Source organism: Xanthocytophaga agilis, assembly GCF_030068605.1.
Taxonomy (GTDB): domain Bacteria; phylum Bacteroidota; class Bacteroidia; order Cytophagales; family 172606-1; genus Xanthocytophaga; species Xanthocytophaga agilis.
The window spans coordinates 134,491-155,987 of record NZ_JASJOU010000019.1; the positions used below are offsets into that span (position 1 = coordinate 134,491).

Annotated in this window: 18 protein-coding genes; 6 read left to right on the forward strand and 12 right to left on the reverse strand. The window is 39.8% G+C overall.

The genetic code is table 11. The annotated features are described in order from the left end of the window. The first annotated feature begins 267 nt into the window (after positions 1-267). The 4 genes from QNI22_RS35230 (at position 268) to QNI22_RS35245 (ending at position 5,611) form a co-directional block, all read left to right on the forward strand. Entirely contained in the window at positions 268-4,014 is a 3,747-nt protein-coding gene (locus QNI22_RS35230; RefSeq protein ID WP_314518659.1) for a DUF7619 domain-containing protein, read from the forward strand. A 75-nt stretch (positions 4,015-4,089) separates the two neighbouring features. Next, positions 4,090-4,365 carry a hypothetical protein gene (locus tag QNI22_RS35235; protein WP_314518661.1) on the forward strand — a complete coding sequence of 92 codons (276 nt, stop codon included), beginning with the start codon at positions 4,090-4,092 and terminating at the stop codon, positions 4,363-4,365. Between the two features lie 116 nt (positions 4,366-4,481). Beyond that, the gene (locus QNI22_RS35240; protein WP_314518663.1) at positions 4,482-4,754 is read left to right on the forward strand and encodes a hypothetical protein; all 273 of its coding nucleotides are present in this window, start codon (positions 4,482-4,484) and stop codon (positions 4,752-4,754) included. 275 nt (positions 4,755-5,029) lie between these two features. After that, entirely contained in the window at positions 5,030-5,611 is a 582-nt protein-coding gene (locus QNI22_RS35245) for a hypothetical protein (RefSeq protein WP_314518665.1), read from the forward strand. Positions 5,612-5,699: 88 nt separating this feature from the next. Here QNI22_RS35245 and QNI22_RS35250 read toward each other — a convergent pair whose 3' ends face one another. Further along, on the reverse strand, positions 5,700-6,467 hold the full coding sequence (locus QNI22_RS35250) for an SGNH/GDSL hydrolase family protein (protein ID WP_314518667.1): 768 nt from the start codon (positions 6,465-6,467) through the stop codon (positions 5,700-5,702). 45 nt (positions 6,468-6,512) lie between these two features. Next, the gene (locus tag QNI22_RS35255; protein ID WP_314518668.1) at positions 6,513-8,795 is read right to left on the reverse strand and encodes a DUF7133 domain-containing protein; all 2,283 of its coding nucleotides are present in this window, start codon (positions 8,793-8,795) and stop codon (positions 6,513-6,515) included. Positions 8,796-9,538: 743 nt separating this feature from the next. Between QNI22_RS35255 and QNI22_RS35260 the strand changes: the two genes are divergently transcribed. After that, a complete protein-coding gene (locus tag QNI22_RS35260) occupies positions 9,539-11,110 on the forward strand; it encodes a T9SS type A sorting domain-containing protein (RefSeq protein ID WP_314518670.1) in 1,572 nt (523 codons plus the stop codon). 121 nt (positions 11,111-11,231) lie between these two features. Here the strand turns inward: QNI22_RS35260 and QNI22_RS35265 are convergent, their stop codons facing one another. The 3 genes from QNI22_RS35265 to QNI22_RS35275 form a co-directional block, all read right to left on the reverse strand. Next, positions 11,232-11,882, reverse strand: coding sequence for a hypothetical protein (locus QNI22_RS35265; RefSeq protein WP_314518671.1), 651 nt, complete (start codon positions 11,880-11,882; stop codon positions 11,232-11,234). Positions 11,883-11,996: 114 nt separating this feature from the next. Beyond that, positions 11,997-12,773: a hypothetical protein gene (locus QNI22_RS35270; protein ID WP_314518674.1), complete on the reverse strand. Its 777-nt coding sequence runs from the start codon at positions 12,771-12,773 to the stop codon at positions 11,997-11,999. A gap of 430 nt (positions 12,774-13,203) precedes the next feature. Beyond that, complete coding sequence (locus tag QNI22_RS35275) at positions 13,204-15,015, reverse strand: tetratricopeptide repeat protein (protein WP_314518675.1); 1,812 nt, start codon at positions 15,013-15,015, stop codon at positions 13,204-13,206. Between the two features lie 134 nt (positions 15,016-15,149). Between QNI22_RS35275 and QNI22_RS35280 the strand changes: the two genes are divergently transcribed. Then, positions 15,150-16,142, forward strand: coding sequence for a hypothetical protein (locus QNI22_RS35280; protein WP_314518677.1), 993 nt, complete (start codon positions 15,150-15,152; stop codon positions 16,140-16,142). Between the two features lie 156 nt (positions 16,143-16,298). Here the strand turns inward: QNI22_RS35280 and QNI22_RS35285 are convergent, their stop codons facing one another. The 7 genes from QNI22_RS35285 to QNI22_RS35315 form a co-directional block, all read right to left on the reverse strand. Beyond that, positions 16,299-17,036 (reverse strand): SDR family oxidoreductase, encoded by a 738-nt coding sequence (locus tag QNI22_RS35285; protein WP_314518679.1) that lies wholly within the window; start codon positions 17,034-17,036, stop codon positions 16,299-16,301. 73 nt (positions 17,037-17,109) lie between these two features. Further along, positions 17,110-17,988 (reverse strand): AraC family transcriptional regulator, encoded by an 879-nt coding sequence (locus QNI22_RS35290; protein WP_314518680.1) that lies wholly within the window; start codon positions 17,986-17,988, stop codon positions 17,110-17,112. A gap of 246 nt (positions 17,989-18,234) precedes the next feature. Then, positions 18,235-18,549, reverse strand: a complete 315-nt coding sequence (locus QNI22_RS35295) for a hypothetical protein (RefSeq protein ID WP_314518682.1) — start codon at positions 18,547-18,549, stop codon at positions 18,235-18,237. Positions 18,550-18,709: 160 nt separating this feature from the next. Beyond that, complete coding sequence (locus QNI22_RS35300) at positions 18,710-19,729, reverse strand: hypothetical protein (protein WP_314518683.1); 1,020 nt, start codon at positions 19,727-19,729, stop codon at positions 18,710-18,712. 22 nt (positions 19,730-19,751) lie between these two features. After that, positions 19,752-20,465, reverse strand: a complete 714-nt coding sequence (locus QNI22_RS35305) for a metallophosphoesterase (protein ID WP_314518685.1) — start codon at positions 20,463-20,465, stop codon at positions 19,752-19,754. Then, positions 20,440-20,976: a hypothetical protein gene (locus tag QNI22_RS35310; protein ID WP_314518687.1), complete on the reverse strand. Its 537-nt coding sequence runs from the start codon at positions 20,974-20,976 to the stop codon at positions 20,440-20,442. Before QNI22_RS35310 ends, QNI22_RS35305 begins: the two co-directional genes overlap by 26 nt. Next, positions 20,976-21,431 carry a hypothetical protein gene (locus QNI22_RS35315; RefSeq protein ID WP_314518688.1) on the reverse strand — a complete coding sequence of 152 codons (456 nt, stop codon included), beginning with the start codon at positions 21,429-21,431 and terminating at the stop codon, positions 20,976-20,978. The genes QNI22_RS35310 and QNI22_RS35315 overlap by 1 nt, the downstream gene beginning before the upstream one ends. Positions 21,432-21,497 lie beyond the last annotated feature (66 nt).

The window sequence follows — 21,497 nt, forward strand, 5'->3', positions numbered from 1 at the left end:
GGTGTATAAAATTAGGTATCTGCCAAAAGTTAAATAATCTTAGAAACAACATTAACCTGTCTATTCACTATTTCTGTCGCTCTATGTGGCATTAGAAAGATCGTCTACAAAAACAATCTTTTACTATACACTTATTAACCAATAGGCTCAAAGCTATCACTAAAGAGGTAATACATAGTAGACAATTTATTTTCAGTTAAAAAAGTATCATATAACAAAATAAAGGTCAAATTATTTATTTTCGCCTCTAAAATCTGTAACCATTTTATGAAAAAATCATTATACATTCTACAACTTTTTATTTTGCTAATCTGCTCAGTACCTTTATTGGGACAAAATTATACATTTAAAAAGAGTATCGGGCAAGTCATACTATTTGACCCTTATGATGTTGCCATCGATACACAAGGATATCTTTATGTAATTAGCAGTCAGTTCATTGCAAAGTTGGATACCAATAATCAGTTACAATCTATTATTTATGGTGAGAAATATAGTTTCCTTAATTCTTTACTATTAGATAAGGCTGGTAACATTTGGGTGTCAGACAGAGGTCTTAATGAAATTCGCAAGTATGATCCTACAGGTAAGCTGGTTTTACGATTTGGTTCATGGGGAGGAGGTGATGGACAATTTATATACCCTCATGGTTTTGCATTTGATTCTCAAGGTAATATTTGGGTAGTAGACCAAGTAAATGACCGTATTCAGAAATTTGATTCTAATGGAAAGTTTCTGTTAAAGTTTGGATCACAAGGATCAGCCAATGGACAGTTTAATTCACCAGAAAAAATCACAGTAGATGCTCAGGATAATCTTTGGATCACAGATGCCAGTAATAACCGTATTCAAAAATTTGACTCCAATGGAAAGTTTCTATTAAAGTCTGGCTCCTATGGATCAGCCAATGGACAACTTATATATCCAGTTTCTATAAAAGTAGATGATGATAATAATATTTGGGTAACAGATACATTCAATGATCGTGTCCAAAAGTTTGATTCCAATGGGAAGTTTCTGGACAAATTTGGATCACAAGGATCAGAAGATGGACAACTTACATCTTTGCAGGGCATGGCTATAGATAAAAATCGACATATATGGATAACAACTGCGACTCATCGTATTCAGAAATTCGACTTCTATGGTAATTATTTAGGAAAATATGCAACACAGGGATCATCTAATGGCCAGTATTATGGACCTTATGGAATAACAACAGATCTTCAGGGCAATACATATGTGGCAGATCCTGTAAATAGTCGCGTTCAGAAATTCGACTCTGAAGGGAACTTTATATCTAAGTTCGGAAGTAATGGTTCCAATGATGGACAATTTTCCACAGCAAGAGATATCATAACAGACCAATTTGGGAATGTATGGATTGTGGATCAGGATAATCACAGAATTCAGAAGTTTGATTCTAATGGCAGATTTTCAGCAAAATTTGGAACATATGGTTTGGAAGATGGACAATTTAAATATCCATCATACATAGATATAGATTCTCAAGGTAACCTCTGGATTTCAGACACAGATAATAACCGTATTCAGAAATTTGATTCTAATGGAAAGTTTCTGTTAAAGTTTGGATCACAAGGATCAGCCAATGGACAACTTAGTGCACCCAAAGGTATCAAGGTAGATCGTCAGGGTAATGTATGGGTGATTGATGCCAATGCTCGTGTCCAGAAATTTGACCCTAGTGGAAAATTCTTGCTTCGGGTGGGCTCTTATGGCAATCAGCCTGGGCAATTTGGTTCTCCTACAGATATTGCGGTTGATACGAAAGGAAATATCTGGATATCAGACGACAGCAATGACAATATTCAACAATTTACTCCTGACGGAAAGTATATAGCCAGCATTAATATGTATGACACGGGTCCTGGTTATATTACATTTGACAGATATGATAATTTATATTGTACAAGTTATTATTTTGGTGCATTAGTCTTTGGTTCAGATCAGTTACAGACGTTTATCAAAGGCCGCGTCTATTCAGATGAAAACCAAAACTGTAGCTTTGATTCCTCCGATAAACCGCTTTCACAGATTGTAATGGTAGCGCAACCTGGTAATTATTACGGAATTACCGATTCCACAGGTAACTATCAGATTCAGGTAGATACAGGAATATTTACAGTAAGTCAGGTTCTACACAGTAAATCTACTTATGGTCAGTTATTAGAGCCTATATGTCCTGCTACTAATACATCAGAAAAACTGACACTTAAAAATGCAGGGGAGGTGGTTTCTAACATTAACTTTGCCAATAAAGTAATATTGACGCCCTTGTTGACAACCAACATTGCTTCGGATCGTCGTCGTAGGTGTATGAAAAACAATACTGCAGTCAGTTTTTCTAACAAAGGACATGTAGATGCCACCAATGTAAAAGTATATATAAAGCTACCTCAGTATGTTTTTATCGAGTCTGTAGATAAACCATACATTATCGACAAGGATTCCAATTACGTATTTACCATCGGTCTACTCAAGGCTGGAGAATCTGGCACTATTCATATCATTGATACGGTTGCCTGTGAACGAAATATAGTCGGGTTAACCCAATGTACCAAAGTATGGATCACTCCTGCCAATAGTTATACTTTGCCTGATAACTCACTCTGGGACAAGTCGGATATTGTTCTTAAAGGTAAGTGTATCGAAAATGGACGAGTGCAAATGGTGATTAAAAATGCAGGTCTGGAAGCAATGGCTGATAGTAGCGAATTCAGGATATTGTTGAATGCTCAGTTAGCTTTTCGGAAGAACTATAAGTTAATAGCAGGCGATAGTTTGGTATTGAAAATTCCTGCTAATGGCAAAACCATCCGTCTGGAAGCAGATCAGCGGCCAGATCATCCCCACAAATCACAAACTAACCTGACTATTGAAGGGTGTATGGCTTCTAGTATGGATATGGTGAGCAAAGGATTTGTAGATGTACTGCCACAAGATGATGCAGAACCCGAAGTAGCTATTGAATGCTTACCAATTATTGATTCTTATGACCCGAATGATAAACTGGTAAGTCCTGCAGGAACATCCAATAACCATTATACACCAACAACATCCGAATTAAAATATGTAGTCCGCTTCCAGAATACAGGTACTGATTATGCTTACAAAGTTGTGGTAGTTGACACACTGTCTGAAAATCTGGATATATCAACTCTCCAAATGGGAAGTGTTTCACATGCTTACACACTGAAAGTTAGTGGCAAAGGTCATCCTGTATTGACCTGGACGTTCAATGACATCAATCTGCCGGATAGTACCCGTGATCAGACAGGTAGTAATGGATTTATTCAGTTCTCGATCAAGCCAAAAACTGGCTTGTCAGAAAAAGCCCGTATCGAAAACTTTGCAGATATCTTCTTTGATTACAATGATCCGGTACGTACCAATACAACTGCTAATGTGCTCTATGATATACCTCCTGTGATAACTGAAGAGAACAAATTGAATGAAAAAGGCTTGCTCTTTTTGATCCCAACTATCAGCAGCTTTACCCCCGAACAAGCACAGGTGGGTGAACAACTAACCATTACAGGTACCAACTACCAGCCTGTTATCACAGATAATACTGTAAAGATCAATGGCATAACAGCCACAGTTGTTTCCGCTAATGAAACACAACTGGTAGTAACTGTACCACAAGGCGTAACGGCAGGTAAGGTAAGTGTAACAACACCAGGCGGAACTGCCACCAGTGAGACTGTGTTTGTAATGAAGCCTACCGCTAGTGAACAACCTCAGTGGAGTCGTCCAATTGTAATCTCTCCAAACCCAACAGAAGGAAGGTTTACAATTGACTTCTCTAAAACTGGTGTTCAGATTCAGGCCATTGAAATATATAATCACCTGGGGCAACAAATTAGTCCACAAACGGTATCGAAGGCTACTGCCAGAAAAGAAGTAGACCTTTCAGATACAGGAACAGGGATTTACCTGATTGTCTTCAAAACAGACAAAGGCAATGCGACCCGAAAGCTGATTGTAAAATAATCCAAAAAAGAATAAAAAAGTGGTTCAGATAGTTTTTGTCTGAACCACTTTTTTATTTATAAAATCAACTTAAAGATGCTTCTTTTTCGAATGCTGTTTATCCTGTTTATCTATCTGGTCATTTTTGGCTTGCTGGCAAAGGCCTTTTATAATCCTGTAGGTTCAGACTTTTTTGGCCTATTGGTGATAGGCACCTTTGTATGTATGTTTTTCTATGGATTATATTCTATGGTGATCTATACGTTGTTCAAAAAAATAAAAGAACGTTCTGTTTTGATTGAACTTTCTTTCTGTGTGGTAGAATTAATACCGTTCTTTTTGATTATATGTGTAACATTTCTAAAATCATGAAGCATTTTCGTTCATACATACTAATATCAAGCTTTCTCTTGCAGACAATTTCCGGTTGTACTAGTAAAGAGGGCCACTATATCAACTTGATCAGGTATCAATTGCATGTGGGACAAATGGTAGAAATCTATTATTTCACCAATTCATGTTGTTATTATTGCATTGTTAATGAAAAGTCATTATCACATGTCCAGTTCATAAAAAGTAAAGCAGTGGGAGAAACAGAAGCATCAAGAATGTGTGACGGATGTGATCACCCAGCTGCTTTTGTCTTTAAAGCGATCAAACCCGGTATAGATACAATCCGGTTAGATCGCCCTATGGCTCTTGAATCCTGTGATAGCACCTATAGTAAGGATCAGGAATTGTATGTTGTTGAAGTCAAATGAGAAACTTTTCCCATTGTTGTGTATTTCACTAACACTCCTCTAATCCTTTTTAATTCATAATTCCAGAAAAATTTCTTCTGTTTTTCAGTAACACAAAAGTCTGATTAATCAACATCAGCCTCCTTTCCTACATACTGGGTGAACTTGTTTACCCAGCCGATACATTCTGCTTTTATTCAGAAGCCTATATTAGAGATGCCGATCACCTCAGGTAACAGATTGATGTATAACATCCTTTCTATCTGTGTGAATAACTATTCCTTCTAGTATTGCTTATGAAATCATGTCTTGTATTCCTTTTTGCCGTTATTGCCTGTTTTAGTTCATGTAACCAGACAACAAGCAGTCAGAAACCTGTCTCAAAAATTCCGTTTGAAGAAGTACTTACCTTTATCCAACAACTTTCAGAATACACCGGAATGTGGGTTAAAAACAGTTCTGCTATTCCACAAAAAGACAAACTAAAGACGTTACTCAGCCAGTATCCAAAGATAAAGGACAACGTTCTGAGAGAATTGATTACATACGAAGGAAAAAACGAAAAAAAGACACTAGAACAAATCCTGGAGGCTAATAAGTCGAATAAAGAGAAATTACTGGAAGAACTTTTGGTATGGAAACATAAACAGGAATCGCTAAAGTCTATAGATATCCTCACAGATCTTGAACAAGTGGTTACAAATACTCAGACAATTACCCAAAGTCTTAAAGAAGCTAAGAACTATGAAGAGAATGGTGGTATAGGTGTTTTTGAGGCTCAGACCACCTACGAGGAAGACGTTCTGAAAGGGGTGGAGAAAATCCGGTTGGTGATAACAGCTATTCGTACAGAAGGTGCTCAACTTAAAGAGAAATAAATTAAAAATTAAACTATATAAGGAAATTTCAGGTCTCTTCCCTTAAAAGTCTCAATATTATGTTTCTAAGAGAAGAGACAAGTAACTTTCATCCTTTTATAGCTTCCAGCCAGGCTTGGGCCATCAGTCGGGCACCTGCAATGCTGGGGTGTACACCATCGTAGGTCCAGTAGACGCCGGGAGCAGCTTTTTGGGCTTTATCAAATACCGTCTGGTAAGGAATATATACGGCACCATAGCTATCTGCTATCTCACGAGAAGCCTTGCGGTAGTCGTTAAAGGCAGGATACCACTTCTCATCTACTGCCTTAATGCCCGTTACAGCAAAAGGCTCTCCGATGACGAGTTTAATAGTCGGATACTTTTGTTTGGTGCGATCCAGCAGTGCTTTCAGATCGGTCTGGTAGGTTTGGACCGTGCCTGTGTAGTTATGGGTTAGCGTATGCCAGAAGTCGTTTACGCCAATCAATATACTGAGTACATTCGGTTTCAGATCCAGACAATCGGCATCCCAACGTTCGGCAAGCTGATACACCTTGTTTCCACTAATGCCTTTGTTATAGATTTTCAGGGTTTTGTCTGCATGTTGCAAAAGTAAATCAGAAGCGGCCATAAAGGCATATCCAGATCCTAAAGCACCTGTATTGTTTGCCTCTGATGCTTCACGCTTTCTGCCGGCATCGGTAATAGAATCACCTTGAAAAAGAATGATATCATCCTTTTGTAAGGTGATTTTGCCAACTTTTTCAGCAGCAAAGGCAGCAGATACAATTTGAGGAATGGATAGGGAAAGTGCTGTTCCGGCAGTGGCTTTTTTCAGAAAATTTCTGCGGTTAAATAGATTGGTAAGGGGCATAGCAACAGGTATAATTGTTAAGTTAGTGTTTAGTCTTTTTTACAATCAATTGGGTGCTTTAGGTGCAGGAGCCAGTTCTGTCCAGGTCCAGGCTTTGTCTCTTCCTGCAGTATGCTGTCTCATATTTTTTACCTCTTCCGGCTTTACCAGAATCCGGGATAGTTCTTCTGTTGAAACGCCCCCTCTGTTGGGGCGACCTAAATCATACCGCACATAACTCAATACAGAAGCTATCCATTCATCCTCGTTAGCCCCCATGGGTGGCATTATATCCGGATAGGTTTTATCCTCAATAGGTCCGGTTAATCCGTGCAACAAGATTTTAATCATGGCATCCTTGTTGGTCATCAATCGTTGAGAGAAGCCTGCCAATGGAGGCGCAACCTGACTAGGTAGTCCCTGTCCTTCGGGTCCGTGGCAAGTTGAACAAAGAGATTGAAAAATCATAGCTCCATTCAGAATCATCTTTCGATTTGCTTCATTGAGGCTACCCAGTTTAATACCATATTTTTTTACATCGTCATTTCTTTCGATGGCCAGTTGTGTATTTTTCAGCATTTCATTGCCGGTATTTGCTTCCAGAACCTCATTTACCAGCTCTTTAGCTTTTGGTGACTGACTTTTATGAAGTGATAACAGCAACTGCACCCGTACGTCATAGCTGGCATCGTCTTTCATGGCTTTCAGCTGAGTCAACATATCTACATCATTCGCTATCAACCAGGGTTCGCTTACCCAGACAGCAGCCCGTCTTACCTGCTCATCTTCATCCTTCATGGCTGTCAGAACAATACTCTTATCTAGCGCCTCTAATCCTTCCAGTGTCCACAAAGCATGCAGGCGTCCCAGGGCGGATGGTTTATGGCCAAAGGCAGCCTCTCCCTTTATGATCTGTTTTAATACAGGGATCACAGCTTTATCCTGTCTCACCACCAGTTCTTTCTGGGCATTGTCTCTCCACCAGCCATTGGGATGATCCAGATAGGCCACCAGCTTGCTTCCGGGCTCACTAAGCATTTTTGGTTTGGGACCTCTTGAAAGGCGATCATATACCAGCCTGTAGATACGTCCTCTCTGAATGTTTTTATCCAGTCCCAGACGCTGAATCTGCGGACGCAGGTAGCTGCCTTTAGCGGTCCAGGTTCCTTCCTGAATAATACCTCTGTACATGTCTACAATATACAAACATCCATCTGGCCCGGTGTAGGTATTGACAGGACGAAAGTTCATATCTGTAGAGGCAATAAACTCCTGTTTGTCATAGGCATTTTCCAGTGTCACCTTACCCGCCTTGTTGAGGACCTTTGCACGCCGGATAATGCGGGCTACGGGTTCATTGATAAGGTAATCACCCACCAATGTTTTAGGCAACCGATCTCCTCTGAAAATAGACTGCCCATTTCCGGCGGTAAAATGATTCAGGGTAGTATCGGGGCGAATACGTTTAAGTCCGCCCTGGATATCAGGTGTTTTAATAATAGGCCATACAGCCCCAAAGGTAGAATCGATATAGGCATCCCTGAACTCCAGTTGACCATATGCAGGATTGATCTGGAATCCGGAACCAGCATTCTCCCCTCCTGCTCTGCTAAAAAACAGCCGTCCAAAGTTATCGTGTGTCAGTCCCCATTGCCCGTTCGAGCCACTTGCCAATGTATCTGCTTCTAGCATCCCATTTTTATAACGAAAACGTACAGGATCTACCGTTACATAAATCCAGTTGTCCATGTTCCAGTCCAGGCCGCTGCGCTGGTGCTCCAGATTGCCTGGAGCTCTCTTATTAATATGATAGACACATCGTTTCTGATCTGCCACACCATCTCCGTTGGTGTCTTTGTAGGCATATATATCGTAGGTATCTGTTTCGTTTACTAACAACTCCGAACCTACACACAAGATCATACGGGGCAACATCAGCTTGTCTATAAACACAGAGCTTTTGTCCATCCGGCCATCGTTATTTGTATCCTCCAGCAGCATAATTCTGCTGTGTGGTTCGTGCTCTCCAGTGGTGTCTACTGTCTGCATATAGGTCTCCATCTGAGCCACATACATACGTTCATTGCCATCCCAGGCAATAGCTACCGGTTCGGTTATCATGGGTTCGCTGGCAACCAGTTCCATATGATATCCTTTGGGCAGTCGAAACGATGCCAGTGTCTGTTCCGGGGTAAGTGGCAATGGCGATGGATCTGAGTTTACAGTGTAGGGTGTCTCAAATCCCTCTTCCTCCTTAACCTGCATGGCGGGAGTCACATGTCGGTTACAGGTAGTGAGCAGAAAGGGAAGTGTAATAAGAAGTGTAATAGGCCATTGTTTTGCTTTCATGGTAGATCGTCGGTTCCTGAAGTAATTCTTAGAGAATGTCTACCTTATTTGTAAAGGCTTCAAAGGCATATTTTAGGCTGCGCCTTCACCTATTTTTCGGTCTATAGCTTTTGCTATGTTACGATTGGTTTATAGGTAAATAACTTGGCTCGCTACAAAATCTGTTCGTTGAGCTAATTTAAAATAAGGTTACCATCCTCTTACCAATTAAACTGTTTAAAGCGCCTGGCATCAAAAAGGCATTCTTGAAACGTATTCTACATCAGAAAATAGTTTTACAACAGAAAAATATTTGCAACGAATCTAGTAATAAACTATTATTATTTTACACTTTTTGTATAATTATAATTTTATGGAAAGACAAATTTGTGGAGGACTATTAGTCTGGTCGTTACCCGCCGAATAATGGGAAAGTCCGATTCTCTTTTTGCCCTTCTGAAAAGAGCCGTGACAAGACTAGTGACCTTTCCGACTTGAGATAATTGTTTTTCTCATAAGCCAAGCATAGCTCTATTTGTCAGGAAATCCTTCCAGGAGGATAGGAAAAGTGTGGTACTTACAGGAGAGGACAGAGAGGCGTTTTTCCCTTTATTTACACACCTCTTTCCCAAAAAAGCTATGGGACACGATAAGTCAGCCAGCAAAATAATGTTACTACATCAAAAATATTCCATTATTTAATACAATTATTTACATCAATACGTTTATATTACACAAGAAACTTTTTTTCACGATTTCTTATCATGAAACATTTTGCACATAGATCACTGCCTATTTTTCTGTTTTTGTTTCAGCTGGTTCCCTGCCAGGCACAGAAAGAAGCTACCCATTGGTACTTTGGCCGAAAACAGGGGTTTGACTTTAGCAATGGGACTCCCATAATAGACCGAAATAGTGATATGCTTACAGTCAGAGGATGCGTCACTATGTCTGACAAAAATACAGAGGAACTGCTATTTTACAGCAATGGGCGCAATGTCTGGAACCGCTTTCATCAGCGTATGCCCAATAGCCATTTTTTTTCAGAGGAGTGCAGTGGGCCTGTTCCTCAATCCGTACTGATTGTACCTGTCCCCGAAAGCGAATCGCTTTATTACCTGTTTAGCTTATATCCGGTAACTAACAACATACCAGACACTTCTGCTAACTGTATATTTGGTGATTTAAGTGAAGGCCTTATTGGCAATGGCACCTATTCTTTTCAATTGCGCTATTCAATTATTGACATGCAACTGGATGATGGCAAAGGAGACATTGTGGATGATCAAAACAACCTGTTTCTAACCGATAACCTGAGTGCTAAACTCACCGCTGTTCCGCATACAAATGGCACGGACTACTGGCTCATTTTACATGAGGCAGTTGGTGATTCGTTTTATACCTGTTTAATAGACCCGTCTGGTATACAACCTCCTAGTCAACAGCGTATTGGCTCCGAGTATCAGGTTCGTCCAAGCAGCATTGGCAGCTATCATGAAGTTTTAGGTGAAGTAAAAGCCTCTCCAGATGGCAAAAAGCTGGCTTGTGCCGTATACAATATTCTGGGTCACCCCTTTGATGTATTTGATTTTGATGCAGCTACAGGTACTATTTCCAATTATCAGAACTATGGAAATATCTCACAGCAGATGGGGGTAAGCTTTTCACCAGATAACACTAAGTTATATGTCACGTCTTTCAATAAGATAGATAAAACCAACCTGATGGAGCTAATCCGTCAGTATGATCTATCTTTACCAAGCCTTTCTCAGGCGCTCTCTTCTGGTAAAAGTATTATTCGGTTTAATCCCTGTACCAATATATCCGAAAAAGCCTGGCCAGTCAATGTAGTTTTCAATACCTTGCACATTGCCCCTGATGGAAAAATATATGGGGCTGGCGAAGGAAGTAACAATGAGAATGGCGGAAATAATGATATGCTGGTCATTGCACATCCTAATCGGGCTGGATTTGACTGTGGGGTATCTTTCCAACGATTTGCTTTTGGTATACCCGACTCAGTGGTGAACTTTCGCAGCTTTCCCAACTTTATCCAATCGTATTTCAACAACATCCCCTCTTCTTCTGGTGAAGAATGCACTCTCCAGCAGCTGATTGTGTATCCTAATCCCACACAGGATATGGTAATTCTGCGTTCTGACTGTGGTATTGTGCCCAGATATGTAGACATACTGGACCGTCTGGGACGACTGGTAGACTCACAAACGCTTTACTCTACGGCTGTAAATCTGACTTCGCTGGCCAAAGGCATGTATGTGCTTCGGATTACGGATGCTCACAAAGGTCAGGTGTACCGAAAAGTGATTAAGCTGTGAGGGATAGCCAGGCTGATTCAATCATACCCGGTTTGTGTGTCATCTTTATTGTTTGAAAAGTCTCATTGAAAGAATGCTGTACTTGTGGCAGAAGAACAAGGCTACTGACCAGATTAGTAGTTTAGTGTAGTTCACCCATCAGTCGTTTTAGTTGATTGGGATAAAGTGAAATTTCTATCTCATTTGACTCAATCTTTTTACCATTAAGATCAAAAGTAATTTTGTATTTTACTTTCTCACTTCCTTTTTCCTGATGTATAGAGTTCACATTCAATACATACAACCCTCTAGGGCCAAGTTTTGACTTATAATAACTATTTCCACAACGGGATTTTTCATTGTCTCGGATTTTATACCATGTATTGTTGATTTTTATATAATCTGAAAAGTTATCTACAGTGGCATCCATCCTTGGAATATATATTGTAAAATCCAGAAAGTTAACCAGATACATACGGATATATGAAGCATATTTTCCATCATGTATGTTCCAGTCTTCAGGTATGTAGAGAGCAAACTTATTTGCCTGCTTTATATGTCTTGACACAATAGATACAGTATCACCTGACTTTTGTTCATTAAACCATACAGTAAGTCCAGCACCAAGAGAACCAGCCTCAGTTAATAATTTATGATTCCATTCTTCTAAGGTCAGTTTTTTTGCATTATAGTCCGCCCATAATGCATTCTCTTTTTCCCGCCAAGCAGATTGAGCAAATCCAGTAGAACAAAGTACCAGCAAGGCAGCTAGCCACAATACAAAAACTTTCATAGTATTTTGCTTTAGGAATTATATACTTAGCAACAGAATTACAATAAAATAGTGGCGTACACAAACGCTCTCAAGTATTTATAAACATCAGGCGAACCAATACCTGACAATCAATTAGTCGAAAAATAAACGCATTACCATATCCGAATTTACTTTTTGCTTTCTTATTGTAGCAGGCGTCCAACCTTTGATTCGAATTGCCTCCTCAATCTTGCTTTTAAAATAGGTTTCATATTTGTGGTTAGTCTTCATATCAAATACAAACCGATAACCTGTAATAGAGGCATTACCCGATTTTTCAACATATAAATATACATCAACAAAGGCAGGCGAATCGTTGTTTGCCCTTTTACTATAGCCTACCGGATAAATTAGACGTTGATCCAGATCATTTTGAAACCTTTCACTAAATTCATCTTCGTAAGAAGTCGTATCACTGGGATAATTGGGTCTGGTGTCACAGGATGCATAATACATGGTGTCATGGATATGGTTTTGAACATACAAACTATCCGAGACAGTCAATAAAGAGTCTATAAAGGTTTTGCCGAACTTTTGGTCAATTTGCTCCCTCATAAACCCACAATAACATCCGTCTGTCTGTCCTTCCATAACTACATCTGATACAAGTTCTGCTTGGTGATTTATCCCAAACAGGGTCAGCAAGGAATCCATCTCCTGATCGCTTCGCGAAGACTTCTTTACTAACATTCCTACAAAATGGCAGAAAGTAAGTTTACCCTTTCGAATATCTGCCTTTGCATTCCTGACTTCCTTCAGACAAGTACTGTCAGTTGAAGGAATGTTTTCAAATTGGCTTTGGGGTTTACTTGTTGAGTTACAGGAATAAAAGGCGACCAGACCAACAATCAGAAGGGGATAATAACGCATCTAGTGTATCAGGTTTTACTCTTAGATGCAAAAGCAGCAAGTTTCCATATGCATTGCCACTAAAAATTATTGCTAACAGAAAAGGACATTGTGGTGTAATTGCCCTGTCCGTTGTTACCCCAAAGATGAGTATGGATCTGAACCAATATAGGGACAAGTAGCAGATCGTCCCGACTCGGGTAGACTCTGTCTAAGTTCTTCCAATTCTATAGGGGCACACCTATGTTCCTACAGGATCGGATCAAACATCGATACTGACTTAGCAGCAACTAAAGCAGAATCGTTGATTACAATTATTACAAATCTTTCCTAAAGTGCTATACAAACCGAAAAGTATGTCCAATTATGGGTCGTTTACGTTATAATAGCATAAAAGTAAGTTTCACATTAGACACGCTTTAGTTTACACGCTTGTGTCATAAATAGAGAGTCAATGCCTACTTACATATGCAGTAGCCACCTTCATTTCAGTACGTGAAGAGGACTGTGCTATAGCTATCATTTTCTGATAGTATTGTTTTGCTTTTATTGCGTTACCATTCTTTGCTGTCGCTTCTGCAGCACTGTACAGACCATTGAATCTATTTGGCTGACGCTGAAGAGCAGATTCATACGCTTCGAGGGCATGAACCACATCACCTATCTGCATATACATGTCACCGAGTAGTTCGCGTGCTGGTATAATTGGACCAGGGCTAACAGGATGTTTTTCTGTAGCATCTTCCATCTCTGCTGCGGTAGTCATCAAGGCCAGTGCTTCCTTTTTCTGGCCCTCTGCCAGCTTTACCCAACCCTCACCCGCTTTTACCTGAATCTGTACCAGATTTGATTTGTATACCTCTTTTGCCTCCACTAGCTTTTCATAAGACTGTTTTAACTGTTGCAGGCTTTGCCGTGCGTTAACGAGGTCTTTTTCATGTACGGCACCTAGTAGCCGGGCAAAATCGGTATTGGAACGTTCCCAATAATAAGTGTCCCATGAAAACGTAGATGGAGTAAGTACAAGTGCCGCAGCCGCTTTCCAGTCCCGTCGTTCAACAACATAACGGGCAGGCACAGCTCCAAATGAAAATGCGTCTTTGGAACTCATAGGAAAAACTTCCTGAATGGTTTTAAAATATTCAAATTCCTTTCTGGCATTCACCTCGTCCCCCTTTTGCAGGTAAGCATACATGAGATAATCCAATCCGTGAAGTTCTTCATCCCAATGCCCTTTCATTCCTACATTTCCCGCATAACACTTTGCTGCATCCACCGACTTGCTATTGGATTCTATGGACTCATCCCATAAGCCTAACCTGGTAAATATGTGTGAAGGCATGTGTTGAGCATGCGCACTTGCAGGAGCAAGTGAGGCATACTCCCGTGCAGAGGTTAATGCCTGTTCTGCCAGCTGTGGGTAGTCATAGACATGAATGATGTAATGTGCCACACCAGGATGCATGGGATCTTTTGTCAGTACAGCATTGAGAATATCACCAGCCTGTTTCTGTTTGACAAAGGTTTTATCTTTCGGATCAGCAGCGGCTCGAATTGCCAAAGCATGAAAAATGGCAGCCTCCGTATCGTCTGGAAAATCAGCTGCAAGCTTTCCAGATGCTACTTCAAATTTTGCTACACGGGTTTTGTAATCCGTTTCTTTCCAGCCATCATAGATAGTGGCAATGGTCTCCAGGTATTTCGCCTCTCGTGAGGTAGCATCAGTGACAAGTGTACGTGCCAGCTTTATTACGTCTGCTCCTTTTTGTAGATCGGCCTCAGTAGGTGGTTCCCAGAGAGGATGAAAACTGCACATAGCAGCACCCCAGTAAGCCATAATACAATGAGGGTCTTTCTCTATAATACGCGCATATACTTTTTCAGACTCGGTGTATTCAAATGAGTGTAGCAGTGCCGTTGCCATGTTAAAATCCTCAGCTGTTTCAGGTGAGCAACCTGTTGCAAAACGAACTTTACCAAACTCATTTTTGCCGGAAAAGCAAAGGGCTATATCACCGCGTTTCAGATCCAGCGCCTCAAGCTCATTTTTGATTTTGTCGTTGGTCTGTTTTTGAGAACACGCACTAAGAAGTGCGATTACTATGGCTGAATAAATAATCTTCATCTTAGTAAAAATTACCAATGGAATACTACCAGACTTTACAGATGAATAGAAAGCAAGATATTCATGAAACAGTCGCTTATATGTTAGTAGCAAAAGAGTTGAAAGGATAACATATTCAGCTACAGAAAGATGATTCAATTTTCTACAAATCGGGCGATTAAATGACAGTAAAAACCAAAATAAAAATAACCTAGCAATTTAGCATTCGGTACATCGAATGTATATATTCCGACTACAGATAAATTCATATACCATTTAATATTTCGACAAAAGTGAAAGCATTACTAGTGAAGTCTTTACTTCTCTCTACCTCGATTCTTCTTATTACCACCACCTGTTATCACAAAGACATATACGATTTCTCTGAGTTATATAATGACAACTACGATAGCACAAAATATGAAAATCTAAATAAGTTTGACAGTGTAATGGGAACCAATTATAGCCTTCTAGAAGCAAAATATTGCATTAAGTGGATAGAGTTTGATGTAGAATGTATTTATGGGAACGAAGATTTAACAAAGTTAATAAAAGAGATGCTGGATCTGGGAGGATTTCAGTATCAACTGGTTAAAGAAAAACATGATGACTCTGAAAAGCAATACGTTTCTATATTTCAGATAGCAGGCAAAAACTATGAATTCAGAACCTCATCTGAGGGTGACTATATTGATCTAGAGATCATAATCCCTATACTGGAAAAAGTTACCAGAGATAACAATCCTGACTATGAATACAATATAAGCAATCTGGATGGAGGACAAGTTGCAAATTTAATTTTTGCAAAATCATCTGACTTACGCCAGGCTGTTGACGAAGGGTTTCCCTGTTCACTAGAAAGTGGTTACTGGCAATGGGACAAAGAATGGCAATGGGGCGTGTATTCAGATATTCAACTGAAACAGATCCCAGATTTTGAAGAGTTAAAGACTAACTATCATCAAACACTACAGGAGCTTTATAAACAAGGGTTTAATGTCCCTGACCTAACCATTAAAAGGATATATATAGATGACATCTTTAAGGGAAATCAAATTGATATTATGATTGATGGTGGTCCTCTATCAACCTCATCCAATGACATAGTGGGAAACAAAGTTCGTTGTTTTTGGGATAGCTGGGGTGTTCTGCTTGCCTATACACTTGTTAAATATTACAATGGTAAGCCAACTTTGTATGACAAAGAAGAGAAAGAGACCACTGTAGTAACTCAGCAGGAATATCAGATGATGGCAGAAAAAGCATTTGGCAAACGCTTGAAATAGAAAACAAAAGTTTTTTTTGATCCAAAATGATACTCAATAGAGCCTATGCCTTTTCAAAAGTATAGGCTCTGTTTTATTTTGATTACTTTTCAACTCGCTCTTTCTTCCCTCTTCTTCTGTCTACTCAAGTCCTTTTCGTTCCTGTGTTTTTTGATTCTACCAGGGACACGTAGCAGGTGCTGGAAAATATTCTTCGCTGAAAAACTTTCCGGTAGGTCCATCCTGACCGATCAACGCGTATTTAGCAATTCGTTGTCCTGCCTCTTGTGGCGTGCTTGTTCCTTGATAATTGGTAAAATCGGTTTGGGTATATCCGGGACACACTGCATTAACTTTAAATGGTGTATCACGAAGTTCGTAGGCCAGATTAATCGTGTACATATTCAGTGCAGACTTAGACGATTGATACATAGCATACCGGGTAGGATAATTGAGATTGTCAATATCGGCAGCGAGAGTCAGTGAAGCCATGCTGGTGCTCACATTCACAATGCGAGGCTCTGATGACTTTCTCAGCAGATCGATAAACGCCTGTGTTACCCTGATCACCCCAAATAGATTGGTCTCATATACAGCTTTGAACTGATCAGCGGGCGACTCAAGAGCCGACTGTGGAAGTACACCCGAAATACCCGCATTGTTAACCAATACATCCAGCACCTGTGTTTTTTCACCTATCCATCTACGGGCAGCACTGACAGATTCCGGATCGGTAACATCCAGTTGCACAGCTTCAATGTTGTTGATTCCGCTGGCTTTAAGCTTTTCTACTGCCGACAAGCCATTTTCCAGACTACGGCTCCCTACATACACAAAGAACCCGTTTTGAGCAAGTTGTCTCACAACTTCAAAGCCAATACCTTTGTTGGCTCCTGTTACTAATGCTGACTTCATCTTATAATTTGTTTTTAAAACCTGATGCAGCAAAAGTAGGCAGTACGCAACCAACCGGAATGGACAAATCTTCTTATTGACTGGACAAATCGCGCAGGTCAGCTAAAAAGGCACTCACGCTCTTGCCTGTGCTCTTTTTAAACAACCGCGAAAAGTAATCAGGGTCATTAAAGCCCAGTTCGTAAGCCAGTTCCTTTACTGAAAGAGACTCATACTGTAACTTTCGTTGCGCCTCCAGCATAAGTCGGTTGGTGATCCACTCCTTTGGTGAAACACCCGAAAACTCCTTCACAACGCCATACAAGCTGCTGGTAGTCATTGCCAGCTTTTCAGCGATGGTATGCACATCGTGTTGCTCGGTCAGGTGGGTTTCTACGGCAAGTTTAAAGGCAACATATTTTGATAGTTTAGGATTGGCAACCGTTTCAGGTGCACTCTGCTCAAAATAGGCGCTGTTAAACTCAGTTAACAAAACGTTCAGATGTGCCAGAATGATTTCAGAATTTCTGGGCTTACCAGAAGAATGAAGCAACTGAAATAGATTGGCAAAAACACCCTTTACCCGTTGCTGGGCATCCGGGTCAAAGGTAATCCGGTTTAGCTGTAACGGATTGACCAGAAATGGATACGAACGTGGAAGCAACGCCAGTGTACTTTCATCAAATCCGAGGTGAGAATAATGGTTGCTTGTATTGTGTGGTGAATTGATAAAAATCTGGTTGGGCAATCCAAAAACCATCTGACCATCAGACACTGCAATATCCTCGAGGTCTACTGTGTAGGTTGCAGAACCCTGATCCATAAACACAAAGTAATAAAACGCAAGCTTGTGTGGTTGAAGCAGCTTTTGCAATACATCTTCCGGCAGGTAAATTCTACAGTCTTCATTCACTGTAATCGACAATTTATCGTGGTGCTTGATCCTGTCGAGTAAACCTTTTGTCTCGTGCATATAGTATCATGTATTCCAGACAAAGATACAAAAATGAAGCAATTCTAAAGATACCCTCCTAGCAATAACAGCCAGACATTTCAAAGCATAATGTTGAGTGGAATGATTCCTTTTGAACAACTTTTCAGATAATCAGGAAAGCAATAATACTATCCAGACAGATGCTATAAAGTTCGGTATTTTAGATCTTGCTCAAAACTTTTAGGAAATGTTTCAGAGGGTACAAAACAAAAGGGTGCAAACGACCTACTGTCCTAACTCTTGCAAAACTTTATCTGTTAGTTTACTCGCATATTTGTTCATACTTAGGGTTAGTGTAGTAAATAAGGATTTATAAGACATGTCCTCAAAAATATAGCTTTTCCCATTTTTTAACTGAAAAACAAAAAAGGGAGGGGATGGCATAGGCAATGGGATAAATCCAGCAAACAAACGATTTGTTATACGGATTTCCTTAAACTCTTCACCTTCAATCAGTATCTTTCGCCGATATAAGCTTTCGACAATAATTTGATTTTTACTTATTGAAATATTATTGATTCTGGAACAGAACCAATTCATATACAGAAAGATCAGAAAAGTTCCTATAAACAGAAGTGTACTATATTCACTATTCACTAACAGAAAAAATATAAAGGAAGGCAAAGCAAGCAAAAAAGTGATAAAGAATATAACTACTTGTCTTATTTTTACGGCTTTAGACAATACCAACATACAATAATTAGTTATCTCTTGTGTGTAAATCATTATGACTCAAGGCACGGACCTGGCTTCTCAGTGTCCGTTGTTCGATACGATCCAGTTCGTTTTGTAATATATCTTTCATCAGGTATTCAGCCCAGATACCTGCATACCAGTTAAAAGGAGTATTGATATAAAACCGACTCGACAACAACAGACGGGTTCTTCCATCTGATAATGTTTCCAGTTCATAAACATCTTCCAAAATATCCAGGTGCTTCCCTCCTATCAGAATATGTTCATCCATCACGGTAGGAGGTATTTTGTGTGGGTCTGTTTTAATAGCTAAAACCAACTTTCGGGCAGGTTCATACTGAGAAATGGTTTCTTCAAAGTATAAGCCTTTCTCATAATACACCATTCGTTTTCCTTTAACAGCAGCTGTATCCAGTGTTGTCTTACTATGCCTAGGAAAGCCCATCAGGTTAGACATTGAGCCACCATAAGGCTCTGAAGGGAGAGTCTCATGTGAAGCAATAATCTGTTTCCAGACCTCCTTAGAAGTGGCATCCAGGCTAACTTCTCTCCGAATAGTCATTTCTTTGGGAACAAGAGACCTTTCTCCTTCGATAAAGCCCAGCAAAACCGGAACCATAAAAAGCAGAGATACCTGAAGGGATGTAGGTTTCTCCCAGTCACTCTTTTCTGCATTCTTTTGAGCTTGCTTCTTCTTAATTTCAAATGCAATCAGTCCACCAAATCCTGCCATAACAGCAAAAAAAGGAAAAATCATGATCCAGCAGATAGCACCCTCTATATTTAACGAGATGGTAACAACAAGCAAAATCAGACTAGTAACCCAGGGCATAAAAAAGGCAAAAGTTTTACTAGTGAGTTGTTTGACAGGCATTAGGTAAATGGTTACGAAACCAACAATAGCAGGAATTAGCGCCAGAAAAACAATGCCCATAATTTGCATAATCTCACTTAAGAAACCAAACAAAATGCGAATGGTTAATCCATATACAGAGGCCAATAAAACTGCCAGTCCGGGTTTCATAGTATTGAAAAAGTAAAAGTAGTTAAAGAAGTACTGGATTTCCGATAGTAACCAGAAGAATATCCTTTTTACAATTATAACGTATGGGCAAGGTGTCTCCAAGTCCCTTGCTAATCAGATACAAACTATTTTTCCGGCTAGCTTTCAGAAAGTTCCTTCTGTAAAACCATTTCCCCGGATACAACCCTTTTTCTGTTTCCCATAATACAACCTGACAACCATGCAGATGTCCTGCAAATACAAGATGATACTTATCTTGTATCTGGTCAGGATCTATCGGATGATGTACACACAAGATACGTATAGGGGTGTTTATGCTTACATTACCACTCACCTCATTTGTCACTTGCACTTTAAGACCATTCACCTCAATCTCGTATGACTTTCCTTCCAACCATATGATTCCCTGATCCTCTACCATTTTCTGTATGGCATTAATTCCAAAGAAATAATCATGATTTCCTGCAATAGCAAATACATGGGATCTTTGAGAAAGGAATGCAAGCAGCTTTTGAAAGTGTTTTATTCCACCTTTCGAATCAATATAATCACCTCCCAGTAAAACAACAGAAGGGTTCAATCTGTCGATACTAACTTCCAGATTGTCAATCAATGTACTACTATATCGGTTTACGTGCAAATCGGAAAGATACAGCACACTGAACCCTAGTTGATCCGGAAATGGATAAGATTCATAACGAACTTCATATTCATTTGTATAGCCGATCTCTAACATCGTTTTTGTACCAAAGCACTATTGACAAACAGCCAATATACCAGTTTTGAAAAGGTTTTCTAAGATTAAACAATCCTACCATCATAAAAAAAGCAATCTGCATAACGGTGATTATACATCGGACTATCCCAATACGATACGTAATACAGATGCTGGTTAGAACAGGCTTGGAAACACGATCTATCAGCAATGGAAATAAAAATAATAAGTGTACTTCAACAAAGTAGAAAATAAGAACAGCGAGAGGAAGTAATCCAATATGAATACGGGAAAGCAGAATACAGGATAAAAGGAAGCTACCCAGACATATACCATATTTGAGTAGCCCATACAACCCATACCGGATAGACTGGTCAAAAGGAAAAGTATTCGTAGGGGATAAGTCATTCATCCTGGCATGCATCCATTGGGCACCGTACTGAAATACATGAACCGAAACTCCCTGATGTACCTCAACAGGCTCATGATCAAACCATGCTTTACTTTTGTTGATCAATTCAGTGCCGTTCATTAGCAAAAAATAAAATGAAACCAGGACAGCCAGGCAATGCCATTGCCCAACACCAACATCCGGTGATAGATAGTTTCCAGCTTTCCACACCGTTTCCGATGAAACACAAATTCATCATAACAGATTGCCACTATGGTATAAATCAATACAACTAAAATAGGAATCAAAAATTGAGTAGGCTTTGCATGCATCATAGCCAGCCACATCAGTACAAACATTGGCAAGCCGCCTAGCCCGAGTGCAGCAGCCTCAGCATCTCTTTCTTTTTTTGATAATTTCAATTGTAAAGGATTGCGGTGGTATTTCCAGTCCAGAACACCTCCCGCAGTTGCAATGACACCAAAAATGCCAATGACCCAAAACTGCCACGGTAAAAACGGAAACGCTCCCTGAATATGCAGTATGCTATCGTTTCTGAACACAATCAGCAGTAATGCAAATAATACTGCAGGCATAAACAAAAGCACCAATGACAAATACGGTCTGATTTGCTTCCTATAATTCATCATTCACTTGTATAA